The organism is Lactobacillus sp. ESL0701 (genome assembly GCF_029433445.1).
Taxonomy (GTDB): Bacteria; Bacillota; Bacilli; order Lactobacillales; family Lactobacillaceae; genus Lactobacillus.
Window position 1 is genome coordinate 149,739 of sequence record NZ_JAQTIC010000002.1, and the last position, 14,342, is coordinate 164,080.

15 protein-coding genes are annotated in these 14,342 nt (G+C 39.0%); 5 read left to right on the forward strand and 10 right to left on the reverse strand.

The features are described 5' to 3' along the window. Positions 1-113 precede the first annotated feature (113 nt). Positions 114-383 (reverse strand): 30S ribosomal protein S15, encoded by a 270-nt coding sequence (rpsO, locus tag PT281_RS02130; protein WP_277129710.1) that lies wholly within the window; start codon positions 381-383, stop codon positions 114-116. Between the two features lie 202 nt (positions 384-585). On the opposite strand from rpsO, the gene rpsT reads away from it, so the two are divergent. Next, positions 586-837 (forward strand): 30S ribosomal protein S20, encoded by a 252-nt coding sequence (gene rpsT, locus PT281_RS02135; protein ID WP_277129711.1) that lies wholly within the window; start codon positions 586-588, stop codon positions 835-837. Between the two features lie 63 nt (positions 838-900). Here rpsT and holA read toward each other — a convergent pair whose 3' ends face one another. The 9 genes from holA to typA all read right to left on the reverse strand — a co-directional run bounded on the left by holA (position 901) and on the right by typA (position 10,433). After that, a complete protein-coding gene (holA, locus tag PT281_RS02140) occupies positions 901-1,887 on the reverse strand; it encodes a DNA polymerase III subunit delta (protein ID WP_277151609.1) in 987 nt (328 codons plus the stop codon). Then, positions 1,884-4,166, reverse strand: a complete 2,283-nt coding sequence (locus PT281_RS02145; protein WP_277151611.1) for a DNA internalization-related competence protein ComEC/Rec2 — start codon at positions 4,164-4,166, stop codon at positions 1,884-1,886. The genes holA and PT281_RS02145 overlap by 4 nt, the downstream gene beginning before the upstream one ends. Continuing rightward, positions 4,135-4,836: a helix-hairpin-helix domain-containing protein gene (locus tag PT281_RS02150; protein WP_277151614.1), complete on the reverse strand. Its 702-nt coding sequence runs from the start codon at positions 4,834-4,836 to the stop codon at positions 4,135-4,137. Before PT281_RS02150 ends, PT281_RS02145 begins: the two co-directional genes overlap by 32 nt. 60 nt (positions 4,837-4,896) lie before the next feature. Continuing rightward, on the reverse strand, positions 4,897-5,946 hold the full coding sequence (locus PT281_RS02155; RefSeq protein ID WP_277151616.1) for a SepM family pheromone-processing serine protease: 1,050 nt from the start codon (positions 5,944-5,946) through the stop codon (positions 4,897-4,899). A gap of 4 nt (positions 5,947-5,950) precedes the next feature. Next, the gene (gene coaD / locus PT281_RS02160; RefSeq protein WP_277151617.1) at positions 5,951-6,430 is read right to left on the reverse strand and encodes a pantetheine-phosphate adenylyltransferase; all 480 of its coding nucleotides are present in this window, start codon (positions 6,428-6,430) and stop codon (positions 5,951-5,953) included. Beyond that, the gene (gene rsmD / locus PT281_RS02165; RefSeq protein WP_277151619.1) at positions 6,430-6,981 is read right to left on the reverse strand and encodes a 16S rRNA (guanine(966)-N(2))-methyltransferase RsmD; all 552 of its coding nucleotides are present in this window, start codon (positions 6,979-6,981) and stop codon (positions 6,430-6,432) included. Before rsmD ends, coaD begins: the two co-directional genes overlap by 1 nt. Further along, entirely contained in the window at positions 6,978-7,319 is a 342-nt protein-coding gene (locus PT281_RS02170) for a YlbG family protein (RefSeq protein ID WP_277151621.1), read from the reverse strand. The genes rsmD and PT281_RS02170 overlap by 4 nt, the downstream gene beginning before the upstream one ends. Beyond that, a complete protein-coding gene (locus PT281_RS02175; protein WP_277151623.1) occupies positions 7,319-8,488 on the reverse strand; it encodes an FtsW/RodA/SpoVE family cell cycle protein in 1,170 nt (389 codons plus the stop codon). The genes PT281_RS02170 and PT281_RS02175 overlap by 1 nt, the downstream gene beginning before the upstream one ends. A gap of 103 nt (positions 8,489-8,591) precedes the next feature. Next, positions 8,592-10,433, reverse strand: coding sequence for a translational GTPase TypA (gene typA, locus PT281_RS02180; protein WP_277151625.1), 1,842 nt, complete (start codon positions 10,431-10,433; stop codon positions 8,592-8,594). A gap of 257 nt (positions 10,434-10,690) precedes the next feature. Between typA and def the strand changes: the two genes are divergently transcribed. The 4 genes from def (at position 10,691) to PT281_RS02200 (ending at position 14,316) form a co-directional block, all read left to right on the forward strand. After that, positions 10,691-11,245 (forward strand): peptide deformylase, encoded by a 555-nt coding sequence (gene def, locus PT281_RS02185; RefSeq protein ID WP_277151627.1) that lies wholly within the window; start codon positions 10,691-10,693, stop codon positions 11,243-11,245. Between the two features lie 177 nt (positions 11,246-11,422). Further along, positions 11,423-11,647: a DNA-dependent RNA polymerase subunit epsilon gene (locus PT281_RS02190; RefSeq protein ID WP_277151629.1), complete on the forward strand. Its 225-nt coding sequence runs from the start codon at positions 11,423-11,425 to the stop codon at positions 11,645-11,647. Between the two features lie 6 nt (positions 11,648-11,653). Beyond that, entirely contained in the window at positions 11,654-13,333 is a 1,680-nt protein-coding gene (locus PT281_RS02195) for a ribonuclease J (RefSeq protein WP_277151631.1), read from the forward strand. Between the two features lie 35 nt (positions 13,334-13,368). Further along, a complete protein-coding gene (locus tag PT281_RS02200; RefSeq protein ID WP_277151633.1) occupies positions 13,369-14,316 on the forward strand; it encodes a YegS/Rv2252/BmrU family lipid kinase in 948 nt (315 codons plus the stop codon). The last annotated feature ends 26 nt before the right edge of the window (positions 14,317-14,342 follow it).

A 14,342-nucleotide genomic window follows, 5' to 3' on the forward strand; every position in this document is an offset into this window, starting at 1 on the left:
TCATAGCGATCACAACGTAAAAAGTATCTTTATTAATTTTAGCATAAAAAGTAATGATGACAAAAATAAAAAAGCCAGTTCGAAACGAGCTGACTTTTTTATCATATTTGCAATTAACGACGTAAACCTAACTTCTTGATTAATTCACGGTAACGATTAATATCGTTATCTTGTAAGTAACGAAGCAAGTTACGACGGTGACCAATCTTCTTCAGTAAACCAACGTAAGAATGGTGATCATGTGAGTGACTCTTCATGTGTTCAGTCAAGTTGTTGATATCTGTAGTCAAGATTGCAACTTGAACCTCAGTTGAGCCTGTATCGCCTTCGTGAGTTGCGTACTTCTTAATGATTTCGTCTTTTTCAGCTTTTGAAATTGCCATAATATTTTTTCACCTTTCACTAAAATAATTGCCGTTAACAACGTTAACCGTCAGGTGTGAGCGTGCAAACAGCGTTAACGGTTCACAACAATAGTATAATACAGATTATTTTTTTAAAAAGCAAGTATAAATTATCTTGCATCTGAGATTATTCTCCAGTATAATCAATTAAGTAAAATTACGATCAATGGAGGTGAATCTCATGCCACAAATCAAATCAGCTATTAAGCGTGTTAAAACTCAAGATGCTGCTAGAAAGCGTAACGCCGCTCAAATGAACCAGTTAAGAACTGCTGTTAAGAAGTTCAAGACTGCTCAAGCAGCCGGTGCTGAAGACGCCTCCGAATTACACATTGCTGCTGCTCGTGCTTTGGACAAGGCTGCTTCAAAGGGTCTTATTCATAAGAACAAGGCTAGCCGTGACAAGAGTCGTTTGGCTAAATTGGCTAAATAGTTAGCCCGATTTTTATTGACTAACAATTAAAAAGACAAGAATCATTTCGATTCTTGTCTTTTTTTATACATTCAAGATAAATAATTTTAGAAAATTATCTTCATGATACTGCCCGTTTTTATAATTAAAGTCCAGCTTAATTGCTTCTTCCAGCAGGCTCATTAATTTTTCAAGGGCTAGCCGATTATCCAACGCTAACTTTACGCGGTACGGATGCACGCCAAGTGCTTTTACAATCTGGGACTCACTTCTTCCCCGCTTTTGCAAAATTTTCGCAGCTAATATTAATTCTAATTGATTTTCAAAAACTGCTAACAACTGGATTGGATTACTCCCTTCACGCAATTGGTTATCAAGCCGGTTAATCGCTTCTTGATAGTTATGCTTTAATGCAGACTCCAAAATAGCAAAAACATTTTGTGCAAGCGACAAGTCGACATTTTGTACAATTTCCTGTTCAGTAATTTTTCCGTCAACTGCAATCATCTTCAGCTTATTATAATTACCTAAAATCGTATCCAATACCTGATCACTGCGCTGCAGTAATAATTGCAATCCCGTGCGCGAAATTTGGTAACCTTCAGCAGCAATTAAATTTTTAGTTACCGGCGCAACTTCATAAGTTTTAACCTTAGTTTCAACAACATTAAACTGCTGCAAGACGGTTTTAGTTAATTTTTTACGGCGGTCAACCTTGTCATATGACGCTACCAGCACAACAAGGTCATCCAACTGCTGCAGATTTGCAAAAATTTCTTGTAACTGATCCATCTGCTTCTGCATTTTTTTAGGCGCCTTGGTCGTTAAGAAGAATGGATTTTTGACCGTGATAATTTTTTGTTGGCTAAATAAGCTTGATTCGGTAAGGTCCGCGATTAATTCATCAATGCCTTCACTTTCGCAATCAACATTAACCCGTTCCAAGTCATTAAAGCGTTCCTCACGCGTATAAGAACGAGCTAGATAGTCATTTAAAAAGCTATCTTCACCTAAGATTAGTGTTTGCGGATTGCTGCTATTGGAATTTTTAAATAAAGAAAGTAATGTCATTTGTTATTCACCGTGATAAAACGTGTTAGTTTAGGCTTAGTTATACCATAAGTCCATGTAATCATACCACAGTCTTGGGTTGAAGCCCACGGTATATGTTGTGCTTGCAATGTCGCCAAAGTTTCTGGATGCGGGTGACCAAAACGATTATTACGACCAGCAGAAATAAAGACCATTGCTGGGTGTAATTTTTGCAAAAATTCTGGATTCGATGCTGTCCTGCTGCCATGATGTCCTAATTTAAAATAATCAGCATGGATGCCGTACCTCGCCATAATCTCTTGCTCGCCAGCCTGACCCAAGTCGCCGGTAAAGAGCCAACTTTTATGTGCCAATGTAAAGGTCAACGATAACGAATCATCATTTGTTCCTAATCCCGGTTTAAAAGGATAAACAATATGAAAAGTAACTGGTCCGCGAACCGTCATCCCTGCCAGCAATTGAACAATCTGCCCTTTAGTAATTCGCCCATTAATTCTTTTTTGAAAAGACGGATTATTAATTAATCCTTGCGCCATATACAACTTTTTAACTTTTACTTGTTCTAAAAGAGGACCCAAATCACCAACATGATCGGCATCCTGGTGCGAAACAAACAGACCATCAATTTGACTAATTCCCTCAGCTTTAAGCAGTGGAATGGTTATTTTATTGACTTGCGGCGTTAATTTTTTGTCACCAAAATTCAATTTGCCACCAACATCAATCATGTATACGCGGCGCCAGAGCGGTGTTGTAATTAAAATGCTGTCGCCCTGCCCAACATCAATAAAAGTTACTTGTCCAGTAAGCGGAAAGTGGATCATAAGTAGTAGCAATAGATAAGTTGTGCCAAGTCCAACTGTTAAATTGCGACTTAATTTAACTATTTGCCCGTCTTCATTAATATTAATTAATAAAGCCGCCGTTAAAATTAGCAAAAAGAGGCACTGCCACCAATTAATCTTACCAAAAGTCAACAAACCAATTTTAGTTGCCGATAATTTACCAATTATCTGTTCACCATAATTCAAAATATTCGCAAATATTTTAGACAGATACGGATGCCAGCTAAATACCACCAGATTAATAAATGTCAGCGGCATTACTACCCAATTAAAATACGGTACAATTAGCAAATTAAAAATGACCGTCAACAAGTTAAATTGAAAAAAATATACCAGTAACAAAGGAGTTAGCAACAAATTAAGTAGCACTGACTGTTTCAGGCTGGTCATTTTATTAGTCATCTCTAACCCTAAAGCCAATATGTAAGTTAAAATTGCCCCAACCCCCATCATCAATCGCGGATTAAGCAATAAATGCACTAGGCAAGTTAAACCTAACAAATCAAAATGTTTTATCTGCCAATTTTTGAAATCGAAAATTTTTCCTAAAAGATAGGTTAGACTGGCACGTACAAAACCTGCTTGACCACTACTCAAAAATACCCCAGCCACTAAGACAAGCAAGCAGCAGCCAAAAGTTTCTTCCTCGGTAAATTTTAGATAATAACAAAGTGTACTAATTACCAGCGCATAAATCCCAACGTGCAAGCCCGAAATGCTTAAAATGTGAATTACCCCTAGATCACGGTAATTATCTAAAATTTGCTGATTATCCTGGTTGGGATTTTCTCCCAATATCAATTCGCTACTAAAAAAGCCTAAAATACGGGGCATTTTTTTAAAGTAAGATTGTAATTTAAACCTTAAATAATGAAAATAATCGCCCCACCTGCCAGCTCCAATCTGCATTTGGCAACTTTTAAATTTAATCTGCTGCCAAATATTTTTACCAGCATAATATTGTCGCGAGTCAAATTGACCATAGTTAGTTGCTGGTTCAATCGGCTTAACATCACCTACTAAATTTGATAGATAAACTGGCTGACCTTGATTAAGCTGCCTAACCTGCTGCTTGGTTACCGTTCCTGAAACTAAAATTTGACCGGCTTTTACGTTACCGACACCAGACAGCCAGTCATCATCAACCTTAACTTGATCGGGATAGATTTTAATTACCACATTTTCTGACAATGCAAAATGCGCTTTATGGTTATGAAACGCAACATCAATTATCCCAACTACCAAAAATGCAACAACAAGCCACTTTAAGCGACCAAACTTTTTCAAAAGTAGACAGACTAAGTAACCTGCCAACAAAATACAAGTTAACTGTTGTAAATAACCGTGGCTCTGGTAAACGCCAAAACTTACATCAACGCCTAATAATGCCAGCAATAAGAAAAAACCGGGCGCTAATAATTCAGATTGCCAACTGATCTTTAAGCGCCGCAAAGGTTTTATCCCCAATTCCTGAAACTTGCTTCAAATCTTCAATCTTCTTAAAATTACCATTCTTTTGCCGGTAAGCAATAATCTGTTCTGCTTTCTTTTCCCCAATCCCATTAAGCTTTTGCAGTCCTTGAGCATCTGCTGTATTCAAATTGATTTTAGAATGGTCAGCGGTGGTTTCAGTAGTTGAACTGCTGGAATCATCTGCTGGGGCAACATTAGAACTGCCAGTTACCGAAGTCACAATTTCATTAGCCTTAATTTTTTCGCCTCGATAAGGAATATGAACCTTATCTTGATCCTGTAAAATCAAGGCACGATTAACCTGCTTTAATTCTGCATTATTCATAATGCCCCCAGCCGCTTCGATTAATTCCTGCAATCTTGCACCAGTATTTAAGGTATAGACGCCTTGATGCTTAACAGCTCCTGAAATGTCGCACGTTACGTTCTTAGGCTTTGCCGGCTCCGGCTCTTGTTTACTAACTTCAGTAGCCGTTTCTTTAGCTGGCATTCCTTTTTGCGCTGGATGTTGCTCCTCAGTAAATTCAGTAGCAGTATCCTTTTGATTACTGCCTTGATGAGCCCAAAGAACAATCCCAATGACAACTAAACCAACTAAAAAATACTGCTTGTGATCTAAAATAAAATCTTTGATCTGTTCCCAATTCACGTTTTTCACCTCAATTATTAGATACGAAAAAAGCCCAGAAATTTTTCTGGACTTTTTTAATTAATAATTCTGTTTTAAGTAATTGAGGGCATCAGTGAAAGTTCTTACGGGAACAATTTTCATCTTTGAATGAATTGTCCGCGCCGTTTTTTTAGCAATCAAATAATTACTAGCTGATTTTTTGACCCCAGTTGTATCCGTCGGGGCAAAGAAAACTTCAGCACCAACTTTATCCGCGGCAACAACTTTTTTGTCAACGCCGCCAATAATGCCAACTTTACCATCTGGAGCAATTGTTCCTGTACCGGCAATCTTGTGACCCTTTGCCAGTTGTTTCCCAGTAAATGTTTCATAACTGGTTAGAGCAAACATTAATCCCGCAGATGGTCCACCAATCTCACCCGCGTTAATGGTTAATGGCGGTTTTGTAGTGACCTGAACATGCTCAACTAGCTGAATACCGATTCCTGATTTACCAGTTCCCGCGACTTTCACAATCTTGCCAGTAAAAAACTGCTGTTTACCCTCACGTAATACCATAATTTTGACTCGTGCATGAAGCGGCTGCTTTTGCAGGTATTGCATCATTTCTTCAGTCGACTTAAACTGATGACCATTAGCTCCTAAAACTGTATCGCCGACTTGTAATTTACCCCTAAAACTCGACTGCTTTTGCACCTGCATTACATAAACGCCCTTGTAATGCAGCTCGGGCTTTAGACCTGCCTGTTTAGCTGCATAATAAATTGCATTTTGCTGGCTAGTTTCCATGTACCAGTTTTGCAGCTCCTCGTACTGGCTGTTAGTTTCGCCGCCCAATAATTCTGAGCTTGGTATTCGCGTTGTATATTTTTGCGTGTAGCTCCATAAATATTGCCAAACTGTGGCTGGGCGACTAGTTTCACTAACTGTTACTAAATATAAGTTATTAGGCTTAGTTTTTTTGCTTTTCACAAATTGACCAGTAGAAATCGCTTCACCTGGCATTTCTAAGTAATAATTTGTTGGCCAACTTAAACCAACAACTACTAAAACCAGGGCAATAATGAATAATAGCCAATTTCGTGCCCGTTTTTTGCCCTGTCGCTTTGATTGCTGCTCTTGTACCATAAAATTATCCCAACTTTTGTTTCAAGGCTTCAGCTGCCTTTTGGGGCAGAAAAGCACTAATATCACCATGAAAATGAGCAACTTCCTTAATAATGCTCGAAGCAACAAAACTATCTTCAGGCTTGGTAAATAACAGCACCGTCGCTATTTCTGGTACCATTTTTTTATTCATTGCCGCAATCTCTTGCTCGTACAAAAAGTCAGAACTGTTGCGGACACCGCGAACAATAGCTTGAGCATGTAACTCACGCGCAACATTAACTGTCAAATCTTCCGGTCTTTTCAAGACTTCAACATTCGGACAATCCTTTAACGCATCTTGTGCAAAAGCGACCCGCTCATCGACGGTAAACAAATATTCTTTAGCTGTATTAGTCATTACAACTACATATAGTTTGTCAAACATTCCGGCCGCCTGTCTGGCAACGTCAACATGACCATTCGTAATCGGGTCAAAACTCCCCGGAAATAATGCAACTGTCATTACTCAGCCCTCCGATAGAAACGAACAATCGTTTTACCTAAATGATGCTCTTTAAGCAATGTAAAACCGGTAATATCGTCCAAACTAGTTTCATCATCAGTTTCAGCGACAATTATTGCTTCTGACGTTAGTAAATTTAATGCCAGCATTTTTTGCATGTCTTTAACTATTTGCTGTTTAGCATAAGGCGGATCTAAGAATACCAAATCAAATTGCTGCTTATCCTGAGACAACTTTTTAAGTGCGTTATTGCTGGGCATCTTATAAACTGAAAATCGTTCTTCTTCTTTAGTGAGAGCGACATTTTTACGGATAATTTCCACGGCTGCATAATTGATATCAACGATTGTTGCATGATCACAGCCGCGCGATACCGCTTCAATGCCCAAGGCACCGCTGCCGCCATATAAGTCAAGCACCTGCCCGCCTGAAAAAAATTGCCCCAGACTATTAAACAGTGATTCCTTAACCTTATCACTGGTTGGTCTCGTCTTTTGACTCTTTAACGTAAATAAGTTGCGTTTGGCATACTTGCCAGAAATAATTCTCATGATAAATGTTCTAGTTTTTCCTGTTCTTTTAATAGTTTATCTTCTGCGGCCTGAGCCATTTCCGTAATCTGTTGTTCAATATGGCTGCTGGATAAGTCCAAATTTTCTTCACCTGATTTTTCAACTTTTTTGACAAAATCAAGTGAGGTTAACTTTTGCATTACCTGGTCAATCTCTTTTTGATCGGTATATAAAACGCAGTAACACATTTTTTTAGAAAAATAGACAATATCGCCATAATGCCGTAACTTGTACTGGTTACTGGCGGAATCAAGATAGACAATTAGCCCTTGTCTTTTAGTTATTGGGGTGTCTTGTAAGTCCTGATTAATACTCATTATTCACCCTCCTTTTCCATTCGTTCATTAGCTGCCACATTGAGCACTAAACCAATTGATGCGGAAAGAACAATCATTGACGAACCACCATAAGAGATAAACGGCAAGGTAACCCCAGTAATCGGCAGCAGCCCCAATACCGCACCAACATTAAATAAAGTTTCTGTAAAAATAATTGTGGTTACGCCAAAGCAAACCAAAGCATCGAATTGAGAATTAGCATGAATCCCCACTTCCATAATGCTCCACATTAAATAAAAGAGCAGACCAACAATTACGATTGCGCCAATTACGCCAAGTTCTTCAGCAGCAATTGACAAAATAAAGTCTGTATATGGTTCCGGCAAATAGCCACGCTTTTGCATACTGTTGCCAAGACCTACACCAAACAGACCACCATTATGAATTGCATAATAAGAGTTAACTAGCTGCGCGCCACCCTTTTGCTCCAATTGAAATGGGTGCAAAAAGGACATAAAACGTTGATATTGATAGCTATCTTGCAAAAATTTGGGATTCCAATGTATGACTAGCGTTACCAGCAAAAAGACGCCCGCACCAATACCAATTAGCCAGATCAATGCTGTCTTAGCGGGCACCCCCGACATGGAAAACATCACAATCACAATCATCGCTAAAATTGCTGTTCCCCCAAAGTCGGGTTCAAGCAATACCAAAAACATCATAATTCCAGCTAATATTGCTGGACGCGACAAATTTTCGATAATATGACCGCGCCGAAAGGCACCGTCATGCCGATCTAAAATAAACGCAAGATAAACTACTAGAGCTAATTTGGCAATTTCCAGCGGTTGAATTTTAATAAATTTCAGATCAATCCAGCCAACAGCACCATTAACAGCGGCAGCTGAACCTTTGACAACTTTTAAACCAATTAAATAAAGCAGCAGCAGCATGCTAATGCCTAAAAACCACTCAACAAACTTAGCGCTCTTTAAATTCTCAAGTTTTAATTTAAAGAATATAAAGGCAAATGCTAATCCAGCAATCGCATATTCTGCCTGTCTAACACCATAAACTGATGGCTTAAAACCATTTACCAGCAAAATATCAGAACTTGCCGAATAAACCATAATGATCCCAATAACAATCAGCAACAAATATGGCACTAAAATTTTGTAATCTAAATGGTGTATTTTTTCACGCACGGATAGCCTCTCCTTTAGGGTAAAAAACCTGTTTTTATTATAAAGCAAAAAGAGCACCACTTCATCAAGTGAATGCTCTTTTTTTGAATTTATTAAACTTTGATTAGTTACGTTTACGCTTCTTATCAGCCTTTTGACGTTCTGAAGTGTTCAAAATCTTCTTCCGAAGACGAATTGATTCAGGAGTTACCTCACAATATTCATCTTCGTTTAAGAATTCAATTGCTTCTTCCAAAGTCAACTTCTTAGGTGCATGAATAGCAGCAGCGTGGTCTTTACCAGCAGCACGAGTGTTAGTTAAGTTCTTACCCTTAATAACATTAACTGCGATGTCGCGATCACGAGAAGATTGACCAACAATCATTCCTTCGTAAACTTCAACACCAGCACCGATAAACAATTGACCACGTTGTTCAACAGTTTGCAATGAGTAAGTAGTTGACTTACCTTGACTAATTGAAACTAAGGCACCGTTTACTCGACCTGGTTCCCAATTCTTAACAACTGGCTTGTATGAATCAAAACTGTGGTTCATGATACCGTAACCACCAGTTTGTGACATGAATTCGTTGTTGTAACCAATTAAACCACGAGATGGTACTAAGAAGTCAAGACGGGTTTGACCATTACCAGTTGAGGTCATGTTCTGCATCTCGCCTTTTCTTTGTGACAATGAGTCAATAACTGAACCAACGTATTCGTCTGGAGTATCAACTTGAACAGCTTCAAATGGTTCACACATTGTACCGTCGATTTCACGATAGATAACCTTTGGCCGTGAAAGTTGTAATTCAAAGCCTTCACGCCGCATTTCTTCAACCAAAATTGACAAGTGCAATTCACCACGACCAGAAACAGTCCAAGCGTTAATTTGGTCAGTTGGTTCAACCTTCAAAGAAACATCAGTCCGAGTTTGCTTAATCAAACGGTCTTCTAGTTTCTTAGGAGTAACCTTGTCACCTTCGCGGCCAGCAAATGGTGAGTCACTAGCAACAAAGTCCATTTGCAAAGTTGGTGGATCAATCTTAAGTAATGGCAATGCTTCTGGATTCTCAGCTGAAGCAATTGTTTCACCAACGAAGATATCGTTAATTCCGCTGATGGCAATGATGTCACCAGCTTTGGCTTCTTTAATCTCATTACGTTTCAAACCGAAGAAACCAAAGAGCTTAGTAACCCGGAAGTTTTGCGTTGAACCATCACGCTTCATCACAGTGATGTTGTCGCCAACTTTAACTTGACCGCGGTAAATTCGACCAACACCAATTCGACCAACGTAGTCATCCCAGTCAAGCATTGTAATTTGGAATTGTAATGGTTCATCAATGTTGTCAAGTGGAGCTGGAATTGCCTTAATAATGGTATCGAAAATTGGATCCATTGTTTCTTTTTGAGTTGCTGGGTCAGCTTCGTATGAAGAAGTACCGTTCAAAGCTGAAGCATAAACAACTGGGAAGTCAAGCTGTTCATCATTGGCACCCAATTCGATAAAGAGTTCCAATACTTCATCCATAACTTGCTTAGGACGAGCACCAGGACGGTCAATCTTGTTAATAACAACGATTGGCTTAACACCGGCTTCCAAAGCTTTTTTCAATACGAAACGAGTCTGCGGCATTGTACCTTCGTAGGCATCAACTAATAGCAATGCTCCATCAACCATGTGCATGATTCGCTCAACTTCACCACCAAAATCGGCGTGTCCTGGCGTATCCAAAATGTTGATAGTTGTATCACCATATTTAACTGCAGTATTCTTAGATAAGATAGTAATACCACGTTCACGTTCAATATCATTTGAATCCATTGCCCGATCTTCCAAAGCCATATGCTCAGGCAGAGTATCGGATTGCTTCAATAATTGGTTAACCAAAGTAGTCTTACCGTGGTCAACGTGAGCTATGATAGCTATATTTCTAATATCGTCTCTTCTTTTTTCTGACAAAAGTATTCCTCCTCCACTCCTCAATAAAAAAACTGTGACCTGGTCACAGTTTCGGCGGCACGCTTAAAAACATGCTGATCGAAGTGTTTTAATATCTGTGTAGTTACGCTCATTGATTTTACCACCTAAGTATATGTAGGTCAACGTTTATCCCTCTTTTTCAAAATTGAAAAATAGTATAGAATAAAAGTCAGACAATTAAACCAGATTTATGGTAAAAATAGATGTAGAACTTTTAGATGAAAGAGTGAATTTAATTGATTTTAATGAAAGATATTACCCGCGATGGTAATCCTGTATTGCGTAAAGTAGCGCAACCGTTGAGTTTTCCGCTTAGTGACCATTATCGCAAGTTAGCTGACGAGATGATGGAATACCTAATTAATTCGCAAGATCCTAAGATTGCCAAAAAACACCAATTACGTGCCGGCGTTGGTCTTGCTGCACCGCAGGTTGGTGAAAGCGTCCAAATGGCTTCCTTGCTTGTACCAAATGAAAAAGGCGAAATTATTTTTAAAGAAACCTTTGTCAATCCTGAAATTTTATCTGAATCTGTTCGTCAGGCTTGCCTTAGTGAAGGCGAAGGCTGCCTTAGCGTTGACAAGGTTATCGATGGATATGTTCCTCGTCCTGATAAGCTAAAGATTCATTATTACACTGTTGACGGTGAAGAAAAGACCATTCGCTTAAAGGATTACCCAGCTATTGTTGCTTCCCACGAAATTGAGCACTTACGTGGTCACCTCTTTTACGACCGCATCAACAAGCAAGATCCATTTAATTTAGATGAAGATACCGTCGTTATTTATTAGTTAAGTTAAAAGACAAGGAAGCCGCCAATGCCTGTTTGACGGCTTTTTTGCTTAATTAATTGGAACTTGTTTCTATACTTGCTATTGCAATTATGGTAGAATTTTTATTAGCTATTGAATATTTTCATAAATATTCATCTTAAGAACGTTTTTATAACTGAATAGGAGAATACAAAGATGATCTACAAAGTTTTGTATCAAAAAGACAAGGTTGTTAACCCAAGAAGAGAAACAACCGAAACTCTTTACATGGAAGCTGACAACTTGGTTAACGCCAGAACATTGGTTGAGGAAAATACCCCCTACAACATTGAACTCATCCAAGAACTTGCAGGTAATTCATTGGATTACGAAAAAGAACACGCTGATTTTAAATTAACGTCGTTTGAGAACAAGAAGTAGTTTTCCGTGCGCATTAAAAATAATGAAGTTGCCGTTTTTGCAATCGGGGGGTTGCATGAAATCGGCAAAAATATGTACTGTGTCCAATACCAGGATGAAATTGTCATCATGGATTGCGGGATTAAATTCCCAGAAGACGATTTGCTAGGAATTAACTATGTCATTTCAGACTATTCTTACCTAGTTAAGAATCGCAAAAAAATCAAGGCATTAGTTGTCAGTCATGGACACGAAGACCACATTGGTGGTATTCCGTTTTTACTAGAAAAAATTCCAGAAATTCCGGTTTATGCCACTCCATTTGCCTTGGCCTTAATCAAGGGCAAGCTTGAAGAACACGGTATCCTAAGAACAACCGAACTTCACGAAGAACACGAAGATACTGTCCTTAAATTCAAGAAGCTATCTGTTGAATTCTTTAGAACTACCCACTCAATTCCTGATACATTAGGAATTGCTGTTCATACACCACTGGGTGCAGTTGTCTTTACTGGGGACTTTAAGTTCGACTTAACCCCCGTAATGAACCAACCAGCACCAGACTTCCAAAAGATGGCTCAGTTAGGTAAAGAAGGAGTTTTAGCCCTTCTTTCCGACTCGACTAACGCGGAAGTTACCCAATTTACTAAATCCGAACGATTTGTGGCTAAGTCATTGCACGATATTATCACTGGAATTCACGGGCGAATTATCTTTGCCACATTTGCTTCCAATCTTTATCGGGTATCAACAGCCATTCAAGCCGCGATTGACACGGGACGTAAAGTCGCTATCTTCGGTCGTAGTATGGAAAATGGCGTACAAAACGGAATTGACCTCGGCTACTTGAATGTTCCGGAGGGCTTAATCGTTGATGCTAATGAAATTAACCATACACCAGCTGATAAGGCCATGATCTTATGTACCGGTTCGCAAGGAGAGCCATTAGCTGCCCTCTCACGGATTGCCAATGGTACGCACAGACAAATTAGTCTGCAGCCAGGAGATACAATTATTTTCTCCTCTAACCCAATCCCTGGTAATACTTTGAGTGTTAACCACTTGATTAACAAGTTAATGGAAGGCGGCGCTAATATTGTTCACGGCCGAGTTAACAACGTGCACACTTCTGGACACGGCGGTCAAGAAGAACTGAAAATGATGGTTCGTTTGACCCATCCGCAATATATGATTCCGGTTCACGGTGAATACCGTATGCAGGTTGTTCATACAGAATTGGCGCAAGCTGCAGGAGTTCCTAAAGATCACACCTTCGTTTTAGAAAATGGTGAGGTACTCTGCTTTAGCCCAGAAGGTTCGCGAATTGCTGGTCATATTCCGGCAGGCGATGTTTACGTTGATACTTCAGGTACTGCTGATGTTGGTAATGTTGTTGTCCATGACCGCCAAGTTCTATCTGAAGAAGGCTTAGTGGTAGCTGTGGCAACTGTTGATTACAAGCACAAGCGTGTTCTCGCTGGACCTGATGTTTTAAGTCGCGGCTTTGTCTACATGCGTGAATCAACGGACCTGATTAGTCAGGCTCAGAAGCATATTTACCATGTGCTTAAATCAGAAATGGATAAGACCGATCATCCTAAGGATAGTGTTATCCGTAAGGCAATTGTTGAAAATCTTTCTGACTTTTTATATTCAAGAACCAAGAGACGGCCAATGATCCTGCCAATGATTATTGAAAAGAAATAATAAAAAGCCCTCAGGGGCTTTTTTAGTATATAAAGATGAGTAATAAAATGAAATTACACCTGCTAGTTAATGAAACAGCCGGTAATGGTCAAGGCAAAAAAAGTTTTGCTAGTCTTGTAAAGCTACTAGTTGATGCCGACATTAATTTTAGCTTCCAGAAAAGCACTTATGCTGGTGAATTAATTAAATTAGCCCAAGATTACAGTAATCAAAAACATAATGCTGAAGATGTTCTACTAATTATCGGCGGCGACGGGTCGCTCAACGAGGTACTAAACGGGATTAAACGCTCAGCTAATCCTGAAACACCGTTTGCCTACTTGCCTGCTGGTACTGGCAATGATTTTGCCCGCGCGGCTGAACTAACAACTGATCCAGAAAAATTATTGCAAAACTTACAAAAAAGCTTAGTACCTAAGCAGATTGACTGTGGCAAATTTCAATTAGCTGGATATCAGGATCAGCCAAGTTATTTTGCTAACAGCTTCGGTATCGGTTTTGATGCTTCAGTTAATCATTTTAGTAATCATTCCAAACTAAAAGAAGTACTAAATAAGTTACATGAAGGCAAGCTTATTTACGGTGCCAACATTTTACGTGCATTGCGCAGTCAAGATACTTTTAGCATTGAAGTACGCAGCGCTAACAAGAAAATACAATTTGATGATGCCTTTTTAGTGACGACAACTAATCAGCCATACTTTGGTGGCGGCTTCCCGTTATTACCAAGCGCCAGTCTTACAAGCCACCGAATTGATACGATTGTCGTTGAAAAGTTCAGTATCCCTAAACTGCTTAAATTACTCTATCATCTGCTTAAAGATGGTTCCCATATTAATGATCCGCAATTCCATTACATTGAAGCCAAAGAAATAATCGTTAAAACTAAACAAAAGGAATTCGCGCAAGTAGATGGTGAGGAAATTAATCAGCGCACCTTTAATTTAAAATTGCGGGTTAGTCATTTTAATTTGTTAAAGTAAAAAACATTTTCGTAACTAGTAATTAC